The following is a 23235-nucleotide window of genomic DNA, read 5'->3' as shown; positions in this document are numbered from 1 at the left end:
CTACGGATCAGGGCGTGACCGGCATGGACAGCGACTGCCCCAGCCTGCGCCCGTAGTCGACTATGGCGCGGCCTTGGGAAAGGCGCGCCTGTTCGTAAGCGGCCAGCGCTTCGTCCAGCGGCCGACCGACCAGTGCGTTAGCCAGTGCCATCGCATCGCCCGCCGCCTTCGCTACGCCCATCGCGGTATGGGGACGCGCCACAAAGGCAGCGTCGCCGAGCAACACGACGCGACGGTTCACCATGCGTGGACTTTCATAGTCGTAGATCGGCTGCACGAACGGTTGCGCCTCCGCGGCCACCGCAGCGGCGAATGGAGGCGGAAGTTGTGTTTGCGCATCGGCAACCAGCGCTTCGCTCACCGCGGGCGGCAACTCGCCGGGGCCGAGGGAAAGCGCACCGGTACGCTGCGCATCGCTGAGCAGTTCGCGTAGTTGTTCGGCCGGCAACTGGCGATACCACACCCAGTTGTAGCGGCGCTCGCCCATCGCAGTCTGCCCATCGGGGCCGGGCACCAGATAGCCGAGAGCCTGCTCCCCTTCGGCGAAGTGAAAGGCGAAGCGCTCGAAGAGTAGATCCGCCGCCTGTCGTGGCATGGCGTTCTCGGCCACCAGGCCGCGCCATGCCGCGTAACCGACATAGTCGGGCCGAATAATTTTCGCGGCTTCGCCATTCACGATGCTGCGCACGATCGAGCCCTGGCCATCCGCGCCAATCAGCAGATCGAACTCGAAGCGGCGGCCATCGGCCAGCGTGACGTTGACGTGCCGATCGGATGGCTCGATGTCGTTGACCGTAGCGCCAGTCAGATAAAGAGAGTCCGGTAGCAGTTGCCGGAAACCGTCGTAGAGCAGATCCCAGGACATCTGCATCTGCGGGCGGCGTTCGCGCGTCGCCACATGGCCACGCAAATCCAGCACGATGCGTTCGTTCGCCCAGACGCCGGTTTCCGCCACGCGGGGAAGCCCGACCATGCGAAGAATGCGCTCAACCTGTTCCTGCACCACAAGGCCGGCGCCGCGCCGCGCAAGACCGTGCCGGGCACGTTCCATCACGGTTACTTGATGTCCTTGCCGGGCCAGCAGGACCGCGGCAAACAGGCCACCCACCGAACCCCCGGCGATACCGATGCGAAGACTCATGATGATTTCCGGCTCATGGTGAAATACGAGCCACACGGCCGGGACGCCAATGCATCAGGCTCATCGCCAGCGCACCGATCGGCAACACGCCGCCGAGTATCGAGACGCCCATCCATCCATAGCGGTGCCAGGCCGATGCCGCCGCCAGAGAGCCGAGCGCGCCGCCGACAAACATGGTGGTCATGAACAGGGTATTGAGGCGGCTTTTGTATTCCGGATGCAGGCCGTAGATGAGGTGCTGATTAGAGACCAGCGCTATCTGTACGCCGAAGTCGAGCACGATGACGCCGACAACCAAACCCCACAGGCTCGACCACAGACCGAAGATCACCCAGGCCAGAATGGTTGCGGCTGCGCCGAGCGCAATCACAGGTGCAGGGCCTTTGCGATCCGCGATTCGTCCTGCGACCGGTGCCATGGCGACACCGACCGCGCCTACGATGCCGAACAATCCCGCCGTGGCCGCGCCGAGGTTGAGCGGCGGCTCGGCAAGACGAAGCGCCAGCGTGGTCCAGAACGCCGAGAACGAGGCGAACAGCAGCGCCTGAGTCGCCGCCGCGCGACGCAGCACCGGTTCGCCACGCCACAGCTTGCCCAGGGAGGCCAACAGCGTTTTGTATTGAATGGGCTGACGCGGATGATGAGCGGGTAGCGTACGCGCCATCAATATCGCGCCCATCGCCGCCACCGGCACGGCCAGCCAGAACATCGCACGCCAGCCGGCCACGCTGGAAATCACTCCCGCCAGGGTGCGGCTGAGCAGAATCCCTGTAAGCAGGCCGCTCATCACGCTGCCAATAGCCGCGCCGCGCTTCTCGGGCGCGGCAAGAATGGCCGCGAACGGCACGATCTGCTGAGCGACCGTGGCGGCGGCGCCAACCATGACCGAGGCGATAGCCAGCGCGGCCAGGCCCGGGGCTATCGCTGCAAGCATCAATGCCGCGGCCAGGATCAGAAACTGCACAACGATCAGGCGTCGCCGCTCCAGCATGTCGCCCAATGGCAGCAGAAACAGCAGACCGGCGGCATAACCCAGTTGAGTCAGGGTAGGGATCCAGTCGCTGACGCGCGGATCGCCCAGACTGCTGCTCATGACACCGAGCATCGGCTGGTTGTAATAGATGTTGGCAACAGCGAGTCCTGCCGCCAGGGCCATGGCGAAGAGGGTGGTCTTCGACAGATGCGACGACACGTCGTTACCAGACACAGCGAAGCTCCCGGTGGAGAAAGGTAGCGGCATCACTCGCCATCGCGCGTTTGCATGATTGCCGGCGCTTCAATCTAGGGGGTGCTCCAAGGTGGCTCCATACTCAAACGAGTATTTATGCGGCAGGCGGCAACGATCTGTGCCGTGATGCGGCGACGATTTCATTCAACCGTATTGAAGCGGCGGATCATGGCTGTGAAACGTCGCAGTTCGTCGTCACTCCAGGGGCCGGTGCGCTTGTAAAAGGCGAGGCCGCGCTGTTCGGGTGCGAGATTGAGGCGTGCACGTCCCTCACGGGTGAGCGAAAAAATCGCGCCGCGCCGGTCTTTGTCATCGGATGCGCGTGCAACAAAACCGAGCTTTTGAAGTTGCCCCAACAAACGGCTAGTTGCGCTTCGGTCCATGGCTACATGGGCGGCGATGGTGCTTGACGTTGCGGCGCCGTGCGCATGCAGCCAGCGTGCGATGTGAAACGCCGCCGGCTGTAAACCGTCATCGAAGCACGCGGCCGCCTGATTGGCGAGCGCATGGGCCGCGGTGAGCAAGATGTTGAGCTGCTCGCCAAGTTCAAGCTCAAGTGTACGACGCGGTTTTTTTGTGGCGCGCATCTCGTATTGATTGCTCGCGACCGGGCAAGGGCGGACGACACGCGTGTGCTCATCGAGGCGGCGGCTCCGCAATCCCGCGTGGATATATTTTTTGGCGATCTGTCCATGCATCGCCATCCGTCAATCTGATCTACGCCGGAATGATGCACTGCAATGGTGCAAATTCCTCCGGCATGCACTGCCTTTGGTGCACGAGAAACGGCTTTGCCAGCCGACTTTCCTTGTATTTCGCGGCCTGCGCGGGTTCCCGTGAATGGCATGCATGTTGCAAAGCAACATGTCAGGGGCGGACTAAAGGTGGGCGGTGAGCGCAGCCGGTAGGGCGTTGACCGCTTCCTCATCTTCGGGCGGAGGCGATATGTCGGGCAAAGCGACACGGATCGAATTGTTCCAGTGGCGGACGCCACCCATGCGCGCGTTTCATCTCAGCTGGCTGGCGTTCTTCGTCTGCTTTTTTGCCTGGTTCGCCGTAGCGCCGTTGATGCCGTTGGTGAAGGACGAATTCCATCTCAGTGCGGATCAGATTGCCAATATCAACATCGCCGCGGTTGCCGTCACTATTTTTGGACGGCTATTGATCGGTCCGCTATGCGACAGCCTGGGACCGCGCCGCACGTATACCGGTCTATTGCTGTTGGGATCGTTGCCCGTGTTCGGCATGTTGCTGGTGCACGACTATGCCTCCTTCCTGCTGATTCGCATGGCGATCGGCATCGTCGGTGCAGGCTTCGTGGTGACGCAGTACCACACGTCGGTGATGTTCGCGCCCAATGTGGTGGGCACGGCCAATGCGACGGCGGCTGGCTGGGGTAACGCCGGTGGTGGCGTGGCGCAGGCTGCGATGCCCTGGGTGCTTGCCGGCCTGGTGGCCCTTGGTGTGAGCAACGGCCAGGGTTGGCGGGTGGCAATGCTGGTTCCGGGTGTGCTGATGGTGGTCGTGGGCGTGCTGTACTGGAAGTACACGCAGGATGGCCCGCAAGGCGATTACCGGGAACTGCGCGCGCGCGGCGTGGCGGTGAACAGCGGCAAGGGCGGTGGCTGGAGCGCGTTCCGGCTCGCCTCGCGCAACTATCGGGTGTGGATGTTGTTCGTCACCTATGCCGGTTGTTTCGGCATCGAGCTGTTCGTACATGGCGTGGCTGCCGGCTATTACGTTGATCGCTTCGGACTGAATCTCCGTTCGGCGGGACTCGCGGTCGGCGGCTTCGGGTTGCTCGCCTTGTTCGCGCGTGCGCTGGGCGGTCTGGCGTCGGATCGCCTGGCGCGCAGACATGGCCTGCCGGCACGCGCGCGTCTGCTATGCATCCTGATGCTGGCTGAGGGATTGGGCCTGCTGTGGTTCTCGGGAGCGCAGGGCGCCGGTATCGCCGTGACCGCCATGCTTGCCTTTGGCCTGTGCACGCACATGGCTTGCGGCGCGACCTACGCGCTGGTGCCTTTCATCGATCGCAAAGCACTCGGCGGGGTGGCAGGCATCGTGGGTGCGGGCGGCAACGTGGGAGCCGTGGCCGCTGGCTTCCTGCAGAAAGCCACCGGCTCGGTGCAACACACCTTTATGTATCTGGGCGGTTTTGTGATCGCCGGTTCGCTGTGCGCGCTCGCGGTGCGCTTCAGTCATGAGCATGCGGCCCACGAAGAGCGGCTTTATCGGGAATCCTTGCAACAGGGTCGTGCCGATGCATCGGCGCCTGCTGCGCTGGCAATCGACTGACGGGGCGGGGAGGCCATCGAGATGGCGCTGAAGCTTGTCGTGATCGGCAATGGCATGGTGGGACACAAGTTGCTGGAGGAGTTGGTAGCGCTCCAGCTGCATGACCTGGACATCACCGTGTTGTGCGAGGAAAACCGCCCGGCCTATGACCGGGTGCACTTGTCGGAATTCTTTGCGGGCAAGAGCGCGGACGATCTCTCGCTGGTGGCACCCGGATTCTTCGAGCAGCCGGGCCTGCACCTGCGGCTCGCCACGCGCGCCGTGCAGATTGATCGCGCGTTCAAGCGAGTGACGACCGCCGACGGCGAAGTGATCTCTTACGACAAGCTGGTGCTGGCCACAGGCTCAACGCCGTTTGTGCCGCCGATTCCCGGCAACGACCGGCCGGGTTGCCTGGTCTACCGTACGCTCGACGATCTGGAAGCGCTGAGCCAATGGGGCACGAATGCCCGGCATGGCGTGGTGATAGGTGGCGGCCTGCTGGGGCTGGAATGCGCCAAGGCATTGCGCGACATGAGGCTCGAGACCCACGTGGTGGAATTCGCGCCGCGCCTGATGGCGGTGCAGGTGGACGACATCGGCGGGCAGATGCTGCGGCGGTCCATTGAGGACCTTGGTCTCACAGTGCATACGGGAAAGAACACGCAGGCCATCGTTGATGGCGAAACGGCGCGCCATCGCATGACGTTCGCCGATGACAGCCAACTCGAGACCGACCTGATTGTGTTCTCCGCCGGTATTCGCCCGCGCGACGACCTGGCGCGACAGAGCGAACTAGGTGTGGGCCAGCGTGGCGGCATCATGGTCGACAACTTCTGTCGCACACGCGATCGCGACGTCTACGCCATCGGCGAGTGCGCACAATGGGGCGGGAAGATCTTTGGCCTGGTAGCGCCGGGTTACGAGATGGCGCGAGTGGTAGCGAACCATTTGCATGCGTTGCTCACGCGCAAGCAGGCGCCGAGCCTGCCGGAGTTTGCCGGGGCCGACATGTCCACCAAGCTCAAGCTGATGGGCGTGGATGTGGCCAGCATCGGCGATGCCCATGGCACGACGCCGGGCAGCCGTAGCTACCAGTTCAGCGACGAGCGTCGGCAGATCTATAAGAAACTGGTGGTTTCTGGAGACGGCAAGCGGCTGCTGGGTGGCGTGCTGGTGGGCGATGCCGCCGAATACGGCACGCTGCTGCAGATGATGCTCAACGGGCTGGAGCTTCCCGAAGCGCCGGAGTTTCTCATTCTTCCTTCGTCCGACGGCAAGGCCAAGTCGGGACTCTCCATCGATGCGTTGCCGGCTTCCGCGCAAATTTGTTCGTGCAACAACGTGTCCAAGGGGCAGTTGTGCGATGCCGTCATGACCGGCGCGACTTCGGTCGGCGCCTTGAAGGCCGCGACGCGCGCGGGCACGACGTGCGGCGGCTGCGTGCCGCTGGTCACCCAGGTCATGAAGGCGGAGATGAAACGCCAAGGCTTGGCGGTCGACAACCATCTGTGCGAGCACTTCGCGTATTCGCGCCAGGAGCTGTACCACCTGGTACGCGTGGAGCGCATCCGCCGCTTCGATGAATTGCTCGCGCGCCATGGCAAGGGTTTGGGCTGCGATATCTGCAAACCCACTGCGGCGAGCATCCTGGCTTCATGCTGGAACGAGTTCGTGCTGCAGAAGGAACATGCATCGCTGCAGGATTCCAACGACTACTTCCTCGCCAATATTCAGAAGGATGGCAGCTACTCGGTAGTGCCGCGCATGCCGGGTGGGGAGGTGACGCCCGACGGGCTGATCGCTGTGGGCCAGGTGGCCAAGAAGTACGGCCTCTACACCAAGATCACTGGTGGCCAGCGCGTAGACATGTTCGGCGCGCGGTTGGAGCAGCTGCCGCTGATCTGGGAGGAGCTGATCGCCGCCGGTTTCGAATCGGGGCATGCCTATGGCAAGTCGCTGCGCACGGTGAAGTCCTGCGTGGGTTCCACCTGGTGCCGCTATGGCGTGCAGGATTCGGTAGGCACCGCGATCGATCTGGAGAACCGCTACAAGGGGTTGCGTTCGCCGCATAAGCTGAAGTTTGCCGTGTCAGGGTGCACCCGCGAGTGCGCCGAGGCGCAGGGCAAGGACGTGGGCGTGATCGCCACCGAAAAAGGCTGGAACCTCTACGTGTGCGGCAACGGCGGCATGAAGCCGCGTCACGCTGAACTATTGGCGGGCGACCTGGATACGGCCACCCTGGTGCGTTACATCGACCTCTTCCTGATGTTCTACATCAGCACGGCCGACCGGCTCCAGCGCACCAGCGTATGGCGCGACAACCTCGAAGGCGGGATGGACTATCTGCGCAGCGTCATCATCGATGACCGCCTGGGTATCGCTGCCGAGCTGGAAGCGCAGATGAAGCTCGTGGTGGATACCTACGAGTGCGAGTGGAAGCGCGCCGTGAGCGACCCGGAAACACGTCGCCGCTTCCACCACTTCGTCAATAGCGACGCCAGCGACGACAACGTCGTCTTCGTGCCGGAGCGCGGACAGATACGCCCGGCAACGGCAGAAGAGAAGCGCGGCCGGCATGCCCGCATACCGGTCACGGTGCTGGCGGAGTGACGACAATGAGCGAGCTCGGCATGAATAACGAATGGATGGCCGTTTGCGGCATCGGCGACATCGTTCCGGATACCGGCGTGTGCGCTTTGGTGGACGGCGAGCAGGTGGCGATATTCCGGGTCGGGGAGGGCGACTTCTACGCCATCGCCAATGTCGACCCGCATTCGCAGGCTGCGGTGCTGTCGCGTGGTCTGGTGGGCAGCCTGGGCGAAAGCATCGTGGTGGCGTCGCCGATCTACAAACAGCATTTCGATCTGCGCAGCGGCGAATGCCTGGAATCGCCGGAACATGCAGTGCGTACCTGGGAGGTGCGCCTGCAAGATGACCGTGTATGGGTCAGGCGCGATAGCCGATGACCGGAAGGCGGTCAAGGGCGACGCTGATGAAGTATCGCCATCGTCACCAGCCCTGTCTGTTCGCGGGCCATAGGGCCGTCGTCGAAAGCAGACTGGTGGTCTGTCGAGACGGCGGACCGAAGGCCTGCGAACAGACAGGGCTGGCCCCAGCGGATGACATTTCAAATGACGGGGTGATGCCTGGAAGGCTCGCAGGCCGCGCCGCGCGGCTTGCCAAGACGACCAGTCTTCCCTGCGCCACGCGGCGCGGCCTGCGAGCCTTCCAGGCATCATGACGATGGCGATACTTCATCAGCGTCGCCCTCGGCTGGTGGTCATCGGCAATGGCATGGCCGGCATCCGCACGGTGGAGGAGTTGTTGCAGCTCGCGCCGGATCTGTACGACATCAGCGTGTTCGGCGCCGAGCCCTACGGCAACTACAACCGCATCATGCTTTCGCTGCTGCTCAGCGGTGAGAAGCAGGCGGACGACATCATGCTCAATACGCCCGAGTGGTATGCCGCGAATGGTATTGCGCTGCACGCAGGCGACCCGGTGGTGGCGATCGATCGCGTGCGCCGGCGCGTGCGGTCGCGTGCCGGTGTCGAGCTCGCCTATGACCGCCTGCTGATCGCCACGGGTTCGCAGCCAGTGATGTTGCCGGTGCCGGGCAACGACTTGCCGGGCGTGGTCTGCTTCCGCGGCATCGACGATGTGGAACGCATGGTGGCGGCTGCCGATACCTACCAGCGTGCCGCGGTGATCGGTGGTGGCCTGCTGGGCATCGAGGCGGCCAACGGTTTGTCCCGGCGTGGCATGCAGGTGAGCCTGATCCATCGCAGCCATGTATTGCTCAACCAGCAGCTCAACGCCGACGCGGCGAAGTTGCTCGCCAGCAACCTGCAGGCGCGTGGCCTCACACTTCAGCTCGATGCGGAGACGGTTTCGCTGTATGGCCGCGAGCGCGTGCAAGGCGTCGCGCTGGCCGATGACAGTCGCATTGACGCCGACCTGGTGGTGATGGCCGTGGGGGTACGTCCCGACATGGCGCTGGCCCAGTCGAGCGGCATTTATTGCGAGCGCGGCATTGTGGTCGACGACACCTTGCAAACCTACGATCCGCTGATCTATGCGGTCGGCGAGTGCGTGCAGCATCGCAAAGCGACCTTCGGCCTGGTGGCGCCGGCGTGGGAGCAGGCGCGGGTCTGCGCGGCGCATCTGGCGCGCTTTGGGCATCGCCGCTATCGCGCAGCGGAAAGTGCTACCCGGCTGAAGGTCACCGGCATTGATCTGTATTCGGCCGGCGACTTCATCGGCGGCGCCGGCACCGAGGACCTGGTGTTGCGCGATCCGCGCCGTGGCGTCTACAAGCGGCTGGTGCTCAGGGAGAACCGTCTCGTCGGTGCGGTGCTGTATGGCGACGCGAAGGAGGGCGGCTGGTATTTCGAGTTGATACAGAACGGCACGGACATTGCGCCATGGCGCGATCGGTTGTTGTTCGGCCGCAGTTATTGCCAGACACCGGTTGCCGGAAATACCGGGATAGCCGCATGAATGGCGCAGTGGCCACCACCTGTCCGTATTGCGGCGTCGGTTGTGGCGTACTTGCGAACGTCGGCGCCGATGGTGTGGTCAACGTGACGGGCGATCCCCAGCATGGTTCCAATTTCGGCCGCCTGTGCGTGAAGGGCGCAGCGCTAGGCGAGACCATGGGCATGGAGGGACGTCTGCTCCAACCGAAACTGCGCGAGCTGGACGGGGCGCTTCGGCAAGTGGATTGGAGTGAAGCACTCGATCGTGTAGCCAGCGGTTTCCGCCAGATCATCGACAGTCATGGCCCGGATGCAGTGGCCTTCTACGTGTCTGGTCAGCTGCTGACCGAGGACTACTACGTCGTCAACAAGTTGGCCAAGGGATACATCGGTACCGCCAATATCGACACCAATTCACGCCTGTGCATGTCCTCGGCGGTAGCCGGGCACAAGCGCGCGTTCGGTGAGGACACGGTGCCGGGTTGCTATGAGGACCTGGAGCAGGCGGAGCTCATCGTGCTGGTCGGCTCGAATACGGCGTGGTGCCATCCGGTGATCTTCCAGCGCATGGTCCAGGCCAGGGAGCAGGGCAGCGGTACGCGCATCGTGGTGATCGACCCGCGCTTCACCGCGACCTGCGAGTCGGCGGACTTGCATCTGCCGGTAAGGCCGGGCACCGACGTCTGGCTGTTCAACGGCCTGCTGTCGTTTCTGTTCCGGCACGGTGCAATGGACGCCGCCTTTGTCGATGCGCACACACAGGGGCTGGCACAAGCGCTGGCGGCAGCCGATGCCGATGCGGGCGACCCTGCAGAGGTGGCGCGTATCTGTGGCGTGCAGCTGGCCGACCTGCTGACCTTCTATCGCTGGTTCGCACGCTACGAGAAAACCGTCAGCCTGTTCTCGCAAGGTGTGAACCAATCGTCCAGTGGCACGGACAAGGTCAACGGCATCATCAACTGCCATCTGCTCACCGGGCGCATCGGCAGGCCGGGCATGGGGCCGTTCTCGATCACAGGACAGCCCAATGCCATGGGTGGGCGCGAGGTGGGCGGGCTGGCCAACATGCTTGCCGCGCATATGGAGCTGCACGAGGCGGTGCATCGCGACATCGTGCAGTCGTTCTGGGATTCACCGCGCATCGCCTCCCAGCCGGGGCTGAAAGCGGTGGAGCTGTTCGACGCGGTGCTGCAGGGGCAGGTAAAAGCACTGTGGATCATGGGCACCAATCCGGTGGTGAGCCTGCCCGATGCAGACCGCGTGAAACGCGCGCTGGAAGCGTGCGAACTGGTGGTGTGCTCCGACATCGTCGAAGCGACGGACACCAATGCGTTCGCCCACGTGTTGTTACCTGCGCTTGGCTGGGGCGAGAAAAACGGCACCGTGACTAGTTCCGAACGACGCGTCTCCCGTCAACGGCCGTTCCTGCCTGCGCCGGGGGAAGCACGGGCCGACTGGCGCATGGTCTGCGACGTTGCGCAACGGCTGGGTTTCGGGCGCGGTTTCCAGTTCGACGGACCGCACGATATTTTCGTGGAGCACGCGCGGCTCACCGCCTTCCGCAATCGCGAGCCGCTCAGCGACGGTCAGCCTGCTGCGCCACGGCAGCTCAACCTGGGTGCCCTTGCGACATTGAGCCAGCAAGGCTACGACGCACTCATGCCGGTGCAGTGGCCGGTGATGGAGGATGGCAGCGGAACGCAGAGGATGTTTGCGGACGGATGCTTTGCGCACAGCGATCGCCGCGCGCGTTTTATCGCCACGCCCGGCCGCGCGCCCGTGCATGCGCCCGACGCCGAGTATCCGCTCGTGCTCAATACCGGCCGCGTGCGTGATCAATGGCACACCATGACGCGAACCGGAAAATCGCCCCGGTTAGCGGGACATATCAGCGAGCCGTACATCGACATGCACCCCCATGACGCGTTGCGCTTCGGCGTGCGCGAAGGCGAACTGGCACGGGTGCGTTCACGCTGGGGGGCGATGGTCGCGCGTGTGCGCCATGGCGGCGGCATTCTTGTCGGCCATGTGTTCGTGCCGATTCACTGGAACGACCAGTTTGCCTCCGATGCGCGTGTCGGCGGATTGGTCAATCCGGTAGTGGATCCGGTTTCCGGCGAACCGGAGTTCAAGCACACGCCGGTCTGGGTAGAGCCGTTCCCGGTGCGCTGGTATGGCTTTGCATTCGGACGACGAGCGTTTCCACCTTCCGGGCCGAGCTATTGGACGCTCATTCGCGGCGAGCGTTTTCTGCGCTACGAGATCGCCCATCGCGATCGGCTGGCGGATTGCGGCGCGTGGGCGCGCGCATGGCTCGGCGTCGACGATCCTGACGCCGACTGGCTGGAATACGAAGACCGCAGCACGGGTGTCTATCGCGCCGCGTACGTCATCGACGATCGCATCGAATCGTGCATGTTTCTTTCCGCACGTCAGGACCTGCCGGCGCGCCAATGGCTGGCGGGCCTGTTTGCGCAGGAGCGCCTCGATGAAAGTGATCGCGTGGGTCTGTTGGCCGGCGAGCCGCCCAATGCGGATGGCGACAGCGGGCCCATCGTGTGCTCGTGCTTCGGGGTGGGGCGTAACACGCTCTGTGCCGCGATTCGCGAGAAGCGACTGGAAACGCCTGCGCAAATTACCGCCAGCTTGCGCGCGGGCGGCAACTGCGGCTCTTGTGTGCCGGAGTTGCGACAACTGATTGCCGAGGTGCAAGCGGAGGCGGGCGCGTGAGGCAACGACCGAGGGGCAAATCATGAAGCTGTATCCGCTATTTGCTGACCTGAAGGGGCTGCCGGTGCTGGTGATCGGCGGTGGCGCGGTGGCTGAGCGCAAGGTCGCTGCTTTGCTCGCTACTGGTGCGAAGGTGCGGGTGGGCGCACCACAATTGAATCCCGCTCTGGCACGGCTCGCTGGCGGCGGCCAGGTAACGTGGCTGCATGATTGTTATCAGTCGGCATGGCTCGATGATGTGTGGCTGGCGATAGCTGCCACGGACGATCGCGCCCTCAATGCACAGGTTGCCGCGGACGCTGCGGCGCGGCGCCTTCTGGTGAACGTGGTCGACGATGCATCGCTGTCGCGTTTTCATGTGCCTGCAGTAGTTGATCGTTCGCCGCTGATGGTGGCCATCTCCACCGCCGGTGCGGCGCCGGCGCTGGCGCGCCGCGTGCGCGAGACGCTGGAGCGCGTGCTGGACCATGCGCTCGGGGCGCTGGTGACGCTCGCACAGCAGCATCGCAGCAGCATCGTGCATCGCTTTCCCGGGCTGGCGGAACGTCGTGGCTTCTATGACTGGCTGCATGATGGTCCGGTCCTGCCGCTGCTCCGTCGCGCCCAGCCTGCCGAGGCTGAGCACGTCATGCTGGATGCGTTGAGCGCGCTCGGTGTCGAGCCGGCCAGGGGTTCGGTGACGCTGGTCGGCGCCGGCCCAGGCGATCCCGGGCTGCTGACGCTACAGGCGCTGCGCGCACTCAACCAGGCCGACGTGATTCTCCATGACCAACTGGTCAGCGCCGACGTGCTGGCGATGGCGCGGCGCGATGCCGAATGCATCGACGTCGGCAAGCGTTGCGCCGGCCGCCATGTGCCGCAGGACCATACCCATCAACTTATGCTCGCCCATGCGCGGGCAGGCAAGCGTGTGGTGCGGCTCAAGGGTGGCGACCCGTTCGTGTTCGGCCGGGGTGGCGAGGAGATGGCCTTCCTGCGCAGGCATGGCGTCGATTGCGAGATCGTGCCCGGCATCACCGCCGCGGTGGCGTGTGCGGCCTATGCGGGCATTCCATTGACCCATCGCGACTATGCCCAGTCAGTCTGCCTGCTTACCGCGCATGGCAAGGACACGACCGATACGCTGGACTGGCATGCACTGGCCAACCACCGCCTGACCCTGGCCGTCTATATGGGCGTGGAGCGCATCGACGTATTGACCGCCAGGCTGCTCGAATACGGTCGCCGCGCAGATACGCCCTTCGCATTGATCGAGAACGGCACGCTGCCACTGCAGCGCGTGATCACTGGCGCCCTCCACGCTTTGCCGGCCCTGGCAAGGCAGCACGCAGTGGGTACGCCGGCGTTATTGATCATTGGCGAAGTGGCCGCCATGGCGCGCGATCATGCGTGGTTTGGCGAGCTCGTATCCCATCGGTCGGGCACGACGGTTACACAGGATGCGTGTGCTGAAACGGTATGAGTCTTGCCCCCAGCGCTTTCCTTGCGGGAGTGATCCATGACGCTGCCTGTCGAATCGAACCATGCCCTGGCAGGTCGGTGTATTGCGGTTCCCGAATCGCGTGAGCTGGATGTGTTTGCCTCCTTGCTGGAGCGGCGCGGGGCGGAGGTCTGGCGTTGCCCTCTGGTCGACATCCGCGATGCGCCGGACCCGGCGCCGGTGCTTGAATGGTTGCGCATGTTCAACGGTGGGGGCTGCGACGACCTGCTGCTGTTTACCGGCGAAGGATTACGTCGCCTGTTGAGCGCTATCGATCGGCACGCACCTGAGTGGCGAGAGCGTTTCATCGAACGACTCAGCGAAATACGTATCGTGGCGCGAGGCCCCAAGCCCGGGCGTGTGCTTCGCGAACTGGGGTTGCGCCCGACGCTGGTGGCCGATCCAGCAACGACGGCGGGCATGATCGTGATGCTGCGAGACCTGGATCTGCGTTATCGGCGCATCGGGGTGCAGCTCTACGGAAGCGATCCCAACACGCTGTTGATGGCGTTTCTTGACGAAGCGGGTGCGCAAGTGCTGCCAGTGGCACCTTACGTCTATGCCGACGCCGCCGACGATGCCGACGTCATGGCCATGATCGAGCGCATGCGGGGAGGCGGCATCGATGCGATTGCTTTCACCAGCCTGCAGCAGGTGGAGCGCCTGTTCCGCGTGGTTGAAGCGCAGCAGCAGAGTGCTGCATTGCAAGCGGCGCTGGCGCGGGTCGTCGTGGCCGCCGTGGGTCCATTGGTGGTCGATGCATTGGCGGCACATGGCGTGCGAGTCCAGGTGATTCCTTCGGAGAGCTACTACCTGAAGCCGCTCACCACAGCGCTGATTGGCGCCTTGGCGCGCTGAGAGACGGACGGAACCTGACTCACACACGTTTGTAAGCCGTGTCCGCCTCGGGGTGTGGACATGATCGCAGCAGGACAAGTAACGTCATGCTGAATCGGCTCCGGTCGCCACCCAGCGCGGACATTCCCGGCAGGTGCCATGACATGCCTGCAGTTGAGGGCACGGAAGCGCGAAGTGAAACTACCACTGCTGCCAGAGTCAGATATGGATAACGCCACCCCAGCCTTCTGCGCCATCTACCGTTGGCGCCTGCATCCGGGATCCGAAGAATCGTTCGTCCGAGCTTGGGCGCGAGTTACAGAGTTGCTCTTGACCGAACGTGGCTCGTTAGGCTCGCGCTTGCATCGTGGTCCCGACAATATTTGGTACAGCTATACGCAGTGGCCGTCGTTGGCGGCAAAAACGGAGGGTCTTGCTCGTCCGTCGGTCGACCCGGAAGCCTGGCAACAACTGCGAGAGGCCATCGCTGAAAGCTTGCCGGAATTGATCCTTGAGCCCGTAGCTGACTTCTTGGCTCCACTCCCACGAGATGGTTCATCGGGTAATCCGACGAACTAAGTTCTTCTGATGGACGCCCCGTGTTGCGGGTAGGATGTGCTTGATGGTCTTCTGGTTGCCACTGGCAAGTGACCATCTTTATCCGATCTACAAAACAGGGGAGGGATATGGGTTTCTGGGGTGCAATCATCATCCTTCTCGCAGTGAACGTGGTTAAGAACCTCGGCCATCCGGAGTTGGTGCTTCCCGCCATTGCCTTTGTTGTTGGCTTGCATTTTCTCCCGATGGCTTTTGCCATTCCGTTCAAGCCGTTCTATGCGCTCGGCGTTGCCTTGATCGTTGCGTCGATCATTGGCGGATTTTTGTCACCCCCACTGGGGGGCGCTTTCGCTGGGCTCGTTGCAGGGTTCTGCCTGTGGACGGCCTCCGCTCTCGCCATGCGTCGAGAAATGAGCTGGGCTCCAATGGCGGTCAAGAAATAACCGACGCATCTCCTGACCATGGCCAAGCGGATCTTTCGGCCGAGCGCTTAGGGACACGTCAGTCCGCCAACATGCCGTCAGCCGAACTGGGATACCCGCATGCCGCAACACTTCACCGACACCGTCGTCATCGACGCACCCGCTGCGGCCGTCTGGGAAAGTCTGACCCGCGTCGACAAGATGCGGGAGTGGATGGGCGAGCCCGAGATGATGATCGAGGTGGAAACGGACTGGAGGGTAGGGCGCCCGATGGTTGTTCGCGGATTTCACTACGGGCGTTTCGAGAACACCGGTGTGGTGCTCGCGTTTGAGCCGCAGAAGAGGCTCAGCTATACCCATCGCAGTTCGGTATCGCGGCTTGCTGATGAGCCGCAGAGCTACACCACCATGACCTTCGAGCTGGATGCCGCGGGCGACTGCACCGCGTTAACCCTGGTGGCTGCCAACTTCCCGACGCCGACCATCTTCAAGCACCTGGAGTTCTACTGGGCGGGGACGCTCAGGGTGCTGAAGCAGTACGCCGAGCGTGAGTGGCAGCGCGGTCTGGATGCTGATGCGCGAAGCTGAAGCCGGCGGATGGCCGATCCCGTTTTGGACGGCCATTCATTTTCCAGCCAGCTACTGAGCCTCCAAACGCGTACTCTTGCGCGGCCTCGGTTCTGAGTCGCCTTTCATGCATGACACCCCTAACGATCCGCACTCGCGTGCGGCGATTCCGCTTGCCCCTTCGCTGGATCCGGTACTGGCCGAGGCTCATATGCCACGGCGTTTCCGGCCGCTCGATCGGCGGGTGCTATGGATTTCTGCCATGGCGATCGTGCTGGGCGCGGTCATGGCCGGCGTGGCGCGCGCACTGACCGCGCTGATCGGGCTCATTACCAATCTTGCGTTCTATGGCCGCTGGAGCGATGCGTTTGTCAGTCCCGCAGGCCATGCGCTTGGACTGTGGGTCATCCTGGTGCCCGTCGTTGGCGGCCTGATTGTCGGGGTCATGGCCCGCTGGGGATCGCAGGCCATTCGTGGGCACGGGATTCCCGAGGCGATGGAGCAGGTGCTGATCAATGAGAGCCGGATCAAGCCGCGCCTCACCTGGCTCAAGCCGGTCTCCTCCGCGGTGGCCATCGGCACGGGTGGCCCGTTCGGCGCGGAAGGCCCGATCATCGCCACCGGCGGTGCGCTGGGTTCGCTGCTGGGTCAGTTCGTGCAGGTCACCGCCGATGAGCGCAAGACATTGCTCGCAGCGGGCGCGGCGGCCGGCATGGCGGCGGTGTTCTCCGCACCGGTGTCCGCGATCCTGCTGGCTATCGAGCTGTTGTTGTTCGAACGCCGCGCTCGCTCGCTGATTCCGGTGGCGCTGGCCGCCTTCATCGGCACCGGTGTGCGTTACGTCATAGAGGGCAGCGAGCCGATGTTCGCCATGCCGGCATTGAGTGCTCCCGGGTTGTCCGCGCTGGTCGTCTACGCCTTGCTCGGGCTTTTGACCGGTGTCGTCAGCGTCGGCATCACGCGGCTGACTTATGCCATCGAGGATGGTTTCGAGAAGCTCCCAATCCACTGGATGTGGTGGCCGGCGCTGGGCGGACTGGCGGTGGGCGTCGTCGGTTACATCGCACCACTGACCCTAGGTGTGGGCTATTCCAATATAGGCGCCGTGCTTTCGGGCGAACTGGGCCTGAGTGCCATGCTGGCGCTGTGCTGCTTCAAGCTGCTGTCCTGGTCGATAGCGCTCGGCAGTGGTACGTCGGGCGGTACGCTGGCACCGCTCTTCACCATCGGCGGGGCGTTGGGCGGTGTGCTCGGCGTTGGGCTGCTGCATGTGGCGCCATCGCTGCAGATCGATCCGCGCATGGCGGCGCTGGTGTGCATGGCGGCGATTTTTGCCGGAGCGTCGCGCGCCTTTCTCACTTCGATTGTCTTTGCTTTTGAAACGACCTTGCAGACCCATGCGCTGTTGCCGTTGCTCGGCGCATGCACAGCGGCTTACCTCGTTTCGGGTCTGATGATGCGGCACACGATCATGACCGAGAAGATCGCCCGGCGCGGCGTGCGCGTGCCGAGTGAGTACGCCGCCGACCATCTCGACCGCATCCTGGTGCGCGACGCCTGTAGCCGCGAAGTGGTGAGCCTGCGGGCGAATGATGCACTGGCAACGGTGCGTCAATGGATGGAAGGCGGCGGCGCCGCCACCCGGCATCAGGGTTTTCCGGTGCTGGATGAGCAGGATCGGTTGGTCGGCGTGATCACTCGGCGTGATCTGTTCGATCACCCAGTCTCCGAGACGCAGGTGGGCTCGCTGATCAAGCGACCACCGCTGGTCGTGGACGAAAGTCACTCCTTGCGCGAGGCAGCGGACCATATGGTCGAGGCCGATGTCGGGCGTCTGGTGGTGGTCGACCGTTCCAGCGCGCATCGCATGACCGGCATCATTACCCGCGGCGATCTGCTTGCAGCACACGCACGCCGGTTGCGCGAGGCGCGGGAGGTTCATCGGCACTTTGCAGGCAAGGCGCCCATCCGTCGCTGAGGCGCCTATGGAATCTATGTGCGCGGACGCCTGTGATTAGGTGGCACAATCTCATGACTCTATGAGTGGAGCTCATGAATGGCGCGCGATAATCTCAGCGATCTGCTCGCCTTTATCGCGGTGGCGCGCGAAGGCAGCTTCACCCGGGCGGCGGCGCAGCTCGGGGTATCTCAATCGGCGCTCAGCCATACCATTCGCGCGCTGGAAACCCGTCTTGGACTGCGCCTGCTGACACGCACCACGCGCAGCGTCTCGCCCACCGAAGCGGGCGAGCGCCTGCTGCTCACGGTGGCGCCGCGCTTCGAAGAAATAGATGCCGAACTGGCAGCGCTGAGCGAGTTTCGCGACAAGCCGGCCGGCACCATCCGCATTACTACTGCCGAGCATGCGGCCAATACGATGTTGTGGCCGATGCTGGAAAAAGTCCTGCCGGGTTACCCCGATATCAAGGTCGAAATCACCATCGACTACGGCTTGACCGATATCGTCGCGCAGCGCTACGACGCCGGCGTACGCCTGGGCGACCAGGTGGAGAAGGACATGATCGCCGTGCGCATCGGGCCGGATCTGCGCATGGCGGTGGTCGGTGCGCCCGCCTATTTTTCCCATCGCCCGCGGCCGAAGACGCCGCACGATCTGGCCGAGCACAGCTGCATCAATCTACGCCTGCCCACGCATGGCGGTCTCTATGCGTGGGAGTTCGAACGCAAAGGGCGCGAAGTGAAGGCGCGTGTGGAAGGTCAGCTTGTTTTCAATAGCGGCTACCAGATTCTCAGGGCGGCATTGGCCGGGTTCGGCCTGGCTTATCTGCCAGAGGACAGAGTGTTGCCGTACATCGCCGAAGCACGCCTTGTGCGCGTGCTGGAGGATTGGTGCCCGCCGTTTTCCGGTTACCACCTGTACTACCCGAGTCGCCGTCAATCATCGCGCGCGTTGGCGGTGCTGGTGGAGGCACTGCGTTATCGCGGGGCGCCGTAGACGCGCGAGTGAAGATGCACCTCGGCGTGTCCCCTGGGATTTTTGGTTGCCCGGCGCCAACGCTTGGCGCGAATTCGCACCGGGCGTTGAAGCGTGATTAAATAATCAGACGTTGACCACAGTCGCATGATGCGCGCGGTTTCAACGGCTACAGGGGAAATCAGTCATGCTGGAACGTCGCGGTCTGGGCGCGCGCTTGTCGCGCGCGTCGTTGGGTATTTGCCTGCGGGTAATCGTGTTTCTCATGGCTGCGCTAGGTTGCGGCACTGCGTTGGCCGTGCCGGTGGCGACGGTCAATGTAGTCAACAGCTCACTGAAAGCGGGCGATACCAGCACCGTCACATTTACCTTTCTCAAGGCAGTCACCGGTTTCAACAACAGTGACATCGTGGTGGCCAACGGCACGCTGAGCAATGTCAGCTCCGCGGATGGCGGTGTGACCTGGACGGCCACCTTGACGCCCGTGGACGGTATCAATGCTGTCGGCAACCTCATCACGGTGAACAACACGGGTATCAGTGATGTCGACGGTTCGGGTAGCGGGGTGAGCACCAGCAATAGCTATGCGATCAATACGGTGCGCCCCACGGCTACCGTCATCGTCGCGAACAGCAGACTGAAGATCGGGTCAACCAGCGGAGTCACCATCACGTTCTCCGAGGCAGTCGCCGGCTTCAGCAACGCCGACTTGTCCATCAGCCACGGTACCCTGACCGGCGTGAGTTCCAGCGATGGTGGCATCACCTGGACCGCCACATTCACGCCGTCCAACGGGATCGTCGCTGCCGCCAATGTCATTACGCTGGACAATTCCGGCGTCACGAATGCGGCGGGCAACACCGGTACGGGCACGACCTCAAGCAATAATTACGCGATCGACACCCAGCGGCCCACGGCGACTATCGTCGTGGCGAACGCCAATCTGGGCATAGGTGCCACCTCGCTGGTCACCATCACGTTCTCCGAGGCGGTCACCGGCTTCAGCCTCGCTGGCATGACCACCGATAACGGCACCCTGTCTAACCTGAGTACGAGCGACAACATCACCTGGACAGCCACGCTGACCCCGGTTCCGGGGCTCACCCACAGCGGCAACGTCATTGTGCTGGACAATACCGGTGTGACAGATGTAGCTGGCAACTCGGGCACGGGTACCACCAGCAGCAACAACTACACGATCGATGCCCAACGTCCCACCGCTGCCATCGTTCTATCGGACAGCGCGCTGACGACAGGCAAAACCGCGCTTGTCACCATCACGTTCTCCGAAGCGGTTAATGCTTTCAGCAACGCTGCGCTGAGCGTCTCCAACGCGACGCTTTCCGCCTTCAGTCCCGGCAACGGTGGCGTGACCTGGACGGCCACGCTGACACCGACGCCAGGGGTGTCCAGCAGCAGCAACGTGATTACGCTGAACAACACCGCCGTGACGGATCTGGCCGGCAATGCGGGCACAGGCACGACTACCAGTGCCAACTACACCGTGCAAACCGGCACGCAGACCATCACGTTCCCAAACCCCGGTGCACAAAATTTCGGTACGTCGCCCACATTGACGGCGACCACCGATGCCGGCCTGGTGCCAACGTTCACTTCGGCCACCACGGCGGTGTGCACCATTACGCCGACCGGTCAGCTCACCTTTGTCAGTGCGGGCACCTGCACCATTCATGCGGATCAGGCGGGCAACGGCACCTATCCGGCCGCACCGACGGTGACCCAATCCTTCTCCGTGAATGCCGTGGTGCCAGGCGCGCCGACCATCGGCAGCGCAACAGCGGGAAACACCCAGGCAACCGTGACGTTCACCGCGCCCGCAAGTAACGGCGGTGTTGCCATCACCGGTTATACGGCGACGGCCATGCCGGGTGGCTTCACGGGTACCAGCAGCAGCAACTCCATTACGGTGACCGGGCTCACCAACGGTACCGCCTACACCTTTACCGTGAGCGCGACGAACGGCGTGGGTACCGGCGCGGCGTCGGCCGCTTCCAACAGCGTGACGCCGATGGCCACTCAGATCATCAGCTTCGCCAACCCCGGGACTCAGTACCTGGGCACGTTGCCCGTTCTGTCGGCGACCACCGATTCGGGCCTGACGCCGACCTTCAGCTCAGGCACCACCGCGGTATGCACGATCACCGCCGGTGGCCAGCTCACCTTGGTCAGCGCGGGCAGTTGCACCATCCACGCCGACCAGCCGGGCAATGGCAACTACCTTGCCGCAGCGACAGTCAGCCAGACGTTCGGTGTCAACACGGTGGTCATCACGGTGACGCCGTCTGCACTGGCGACATCGACCGTTGGCGTGGCTTATAGCCAGCAGCTCGGCGCCAGCGGCGGCAACGGCACTTACACCTATAGCGTCACCAGTGGTGCTTTGCCGGCGGGCCTGAGCCTGAGCGCGAGTGGCGTGCTGTCGGGCACGCCCAAGACAGCAGGGCGCTTCAACGCCACCGTCACCGCCACGGACTCGCGGGGCTTCACCGGCAGCCAGGCCTTTACCTTGGTGGTGGCTGATTCGGCGCCGGTGGTGGTGAATGACACGGCGAGCACACCGGCTAATGCCGTGGCAACGATTGCGGTGACGGCCAACGACACCGGCCCGATCACCAGCATCGCGATCGCGCAGGCACCGGCGCATGGCACGGCGGTCATCAGCGGCTTGAACGTCAGCTACACGCCGGCGCATGACTACTACGGCAGCGACAGTTTCACTTACATCGCGACAGGCCCGGGCGGCAGCTCGACGCCGGCCACGGTGACGGTCAAGGTGACACCGCTGGCGGTGCCGGTGGCGCAAGCACAAAGCGTCACCGTGCTGGCCGGCAAGGCGGTGACGATCCATGGCGCACAGGGCGCCACCGGTGGTCCGTTCACAACGGTCAACGTGATTGCGCCGCCATCGACCGGCATCGTTACCGTCAGCGGCACCGATCTGATCTACACGCCTGCCGCCGATGCGACAGGCGCAGTGAGTTTCGACTACACGCTGAGCAACGCTTTTGGCAGCTCGCTGCCGGCACGCGTAAGCATCACGGTGAACCCTTTGCCGGTGGCACCGGCGCTGAGCGCTGGCGTGCTTGCAGGCTCTTCAGTGCAGGTGGACCTGACCGCCACCGCGCACGGCGGGCCTTTCACCGCGGCCAGTGTGGTGTCGATCTCGCCAGCCAATGCCGGCAGCGCCAGCATCCATGTAACGGCCAATGGTTATGCGCTGGACTTCACGGCTGCAAGCAGCTTCAGCGGTGTTGCCCAACTCAACTACACGCTCAGCAATGCGTACGCGACGTCAGCGCCTGGCGTTGTCACGCTGACGGTCACGGCGCGGCCTGATCCCTCCAAAGATGCCGAAGTGCTCGGCATCCTCAATGCGCAGGTCGACTCGGCGCGCCGCATGGCGCAGGGCCAGATCGGCAACTTCCAGCGCCGCCTGGAGAGTCTGCACAACGACAGCCGCGCCGGCGGTTTCACCAATGGCATCACGCTGACCTCCGCCAGCCAGCAGAACCGGGACCCGATGCAGCGCCTGCGTGGCGAGGGCGATACGTGGAGCCGCCGTTATCTGATGCAGCCCGATGAACCCGCTGCAGCGCCGGTCGGCGCGGCCAACGGCAGCTTGCCCGGCGGTATCACGGTATGGACCGGCGGCGCGGTGAACTTCGGCAAGACCCAGCCGGGCACCAGCAACAACGGCATTGATTTCACCACCACTGGCCTGAGCATGGGTGCGGACAAGCGCATCAACGATGCGCTGGCCGTAGGCGCAGGCCTGGGTTATGGCCATGATGCCTCGGACATTGGCCGGCACGGCAGCCGCAGTACGACGGACAGTTACAACCTGGCGTTCTATGCCAGCTACCATCCGGCCGCCAATCTCTACGTGGATGGCCTGCTTGGCTACCAGTGGCTGTCATTCGATGCGAAACGCTACGTCACGGGTGATGCGAGCCTGGTCACCGGTCAGCGGGACGGCACCCAGTGGTTCGGCTCCGTAGCACTTGGCTACGAGCACCGCAGCTCAGCGCTGCTGCTGTCGCCGTATGCCCGACTCGACGTGGCCCATGGCCGGCTCGACGGCTATACCGAATCGGGTGTCGCGGGTGACACGCTCAGCTACCAGAGCCAGACGGTGAAGACCACGACGGGCAATCTGGGTGTGCGTGCCCAGTGGACTATCAAGCGCGACTACGGCAACTGGCTGCCTACGCTGCGCGCCGAGTACGCGCACGACTTCCAGGGTTCCGGTGTGGCGGCGATGCGCTACGCGGACTTGCTCGCCGGCCCGCTGTATCAGGCATCGCTGCAAGGCCAGTCACGCAACCGCACCTTGTTGGGGGCAGGCGTGCAACTGCAGACACTGGGAGGCTGGATGCTCCGCTTCGAATACCAGAACCTGCTAGAGAACAGCAGCCGCGACAATCAATCGGTGCTGCTTGGCGTGGAGAAGAAATTCGAGCCGTAGCTATGGCTGGCGGCATCAGCGTGTTGGCATGGATGCCGCAGCTCCGTCCTCTGTTCGCCCAAAAACGTAAGCGTCGATGACAGGAATCGTAAG

At 63.7% G+C, this 23235-nt stretch carries 16 protein-coding genes; 13 read left to right on the top strand and 3 right to left on the bottom strand.

Annotation, left to right across the window (positions count from 1 at the left end; translation table 11 throughout):
* Positions 1-7: 7 nt before the first annotated feature.
* From BM338_RS21080 to BM338_RS21070, 3 genes are all read right to left on the bottom strand, one after another.
* Complete coding sequence (locus tag BM338_RS21080) at positions 8-1141, bottom strand: FAD binding domain-containing protein (protein ID WP_090454680.1); 1134 nt, start codon at positions 1139-1141, stop codon at positions 8-10.
* A gap of 13 nt (positions 1142-1154) precedes the next feature.
* A complete protein-coding gene (locus BM338_RS21075; protein WP_255367411.1) occupies positions 1155-2348 on the bottom strand; it encodes an MFS transporter in 1194 nt (397 codons plus the stop codon).
* 161 nt (positions 2349-2509) lie between these two features.
* The gene (locus BM338_RS21070; RefSeq protein WP_218156408.1) at positions 2510-3067 is read right to left on the bottom strand and encodes a MarR family winged helix-turn-helix transcriptional regulator; all 558 of its coding nucleotides are present in this window, start codon (positions 3065-3067) and stop codon (positions 2510-2512) included.
* A gap of 247 nt (positions 3068-3314) precedes the next feature.
* Here BM338_RS21070 and BM338_RS21065 point away from each other — a divergent pair, with 247 nt between their 5' ends.
* The 13 genes from BM338_RS21065 to BM338_RS21005 all read left to right on the top strand — a co-directional run bounded on the left by BM338_RS21065 (position 3315) and on the right by BM338_RS21005 (position 23142).
* A complete protein-coding gene (locus tag BM338_RS21065) occupies positions 3315-4667 on the top strand; it encodes an MFS transporter (RefSeq protein WP_090454676.1) in 1353 nt (450 codons plus the stop codon).
* A gap of 21 nt (positions 4668-4688) precedes the next feature.
* Positions 4689-7259, top strand: coding sequence for a nitrite reductase large subunit NirB (gene nirB, locus BM338_RS21060; RefSeq protein ID WP_177229434.1), 2571 nt, complete (start codon positions 4689-4691; stop codon positions 7257-7259).
* 20 nt (positions 7260-7279) lie between these two features.
* Positions 7280-7615 carry a nitrite reductase small subunit NirD gene (gene nirD / locus BM338_RS21055; protein ID WP_177229433.1) on the top strand — a complete coding sequence of 112 codons (336 nt, stop codon included), beginning with the start codon at positions 7280-7282 and terminating at the stop codon, positions 7613-7615.
* A 277-nt stretch (positions 7616-7892) separates the two neighbouring features.
* A complete protein-coding gene (locus tag BM338_RS21050) occupies positions 7893-9149 on the top strand; it encodes an NAD(P)/FAD-dependent oxidoreductase (protein ID WP_090454672.1) in 1257 nt (418 codons plus the stop codon).
* Positions 9146-11857: a nitrate reductase gene (locus tag BM338_RS21045; RefSeq protein ID WP_090454669.1), complete on the top strand. Its 2712-nt coding sequence runs from the start codon at positions 9146-9148 to the stop codon at positions 11855-11857. Before BM338_RS21050 ends, BM338_RS21045 begins: the two co-directional genes overlap by 4 nt.
* A gap of 22 nt (positions 11858-11879) precedes the next feature.
* A complete protein-coding gene (cysG, locus tag BM338_RS21040) occupies positions 11880-13319 on the top strand; it encodes a siroheme synthase CysG (RefSeq protein WP_090454667.1) in 1440 nt (479 codons plus the stop codon).
* A gap of 36 nt (positions 13320-13355) precedes the next feature.
* The gene (locus tag BM338_RS21035) at positions 13356-14195 is read left to right on the top strand and encodes a uroporphyrinogen-III synthase (protein ID WP_090454665.1); all 840 of its coding nucleotides are present in this window, start codon (positions 13356-13358) and stop codon (positions 14193-14195) included.
* A 204-nt stretch (positions 14196-14399) separates the two neighbouring features.
* Entirely contained in the window at positions 14400-14753 is a 354-nt protein-coding gene (locus BM338_RS21030) for an antibiotic biosynthesis monooxygenase family protein (protein WP_090454754.1), read from the top strand.
* A 107-nt stretch (positions 14754-14860) separates the two neighbouring features.
* Entirely contained in the window at positions 14861-15175 is a 315-nt protein-coding gene (locus BM338_RS21025; protein WP_090454663.1) for a hypothetical protein, read from the top strand.
* Positions 15176-15274: 99 nt separating this feature from the next.
* Complete coding sequence (locus BM338_RS21020) at positions 15275-15742, top strand: SRPBCC family protein (RefSeq protein WP_090454660.1); 468 nt, start codon at positions 15275-15277, stop codon at positions 15740-15742.
* A gap of 190 nt (positions 15743-15932) precedes the next feature.
* A complete protein-coding gene (locus tag BM338_RS21015) occupies positions 15933-17699 on the top strand; it encodes a chloride channel protein (RefSeq protein WP_090454752.1) in 1767 nt (588 codons plus the stop codon).
* 78 nt (positions 17700-17777) lie between these two features.
* On the top strand, positions 17778-18677 hold the full coding sequence (locus tag BM338_RS21010; RefSeq protein ID WP_090454658.1) for a LysR family transcriptional regulator: 900 nt from the start codon (positions 17778-17780) through the stop codon (positions 18675-18677).
* A 166-nt stretch (positions 18678-18843) separates the two neighbouring features.
* The gene (locus tag BM338_RS21005) at positions 18844-23142 is read left to right on the top strand and encodes an Ig-like domain-containing protein (RefSeq protein WP_090454655.1); all 4299 of its coding nucleotides are present in this window, start codon (positions 18844-18846) and stop codon (positions 23140-23142) included.
* Positions 23143-23235 lie beyond the last annotated feature (93 nt).

Origin of the sequence: Dyella sp. OK004 (genome assembly GCF_900114495.1) — a bacterium.
Classification (GTDB): Bacteria; Pseudomonadota; Gammaproteobacteria; order Xanthomonadales; family Rhodanobacteraceae; genus Dyella_D.
The sequence above is the reverse complement of the archived record's forward strand: the minus strand, read 5'-3'. Positions and strand labels throughout refer to the sequence as shown.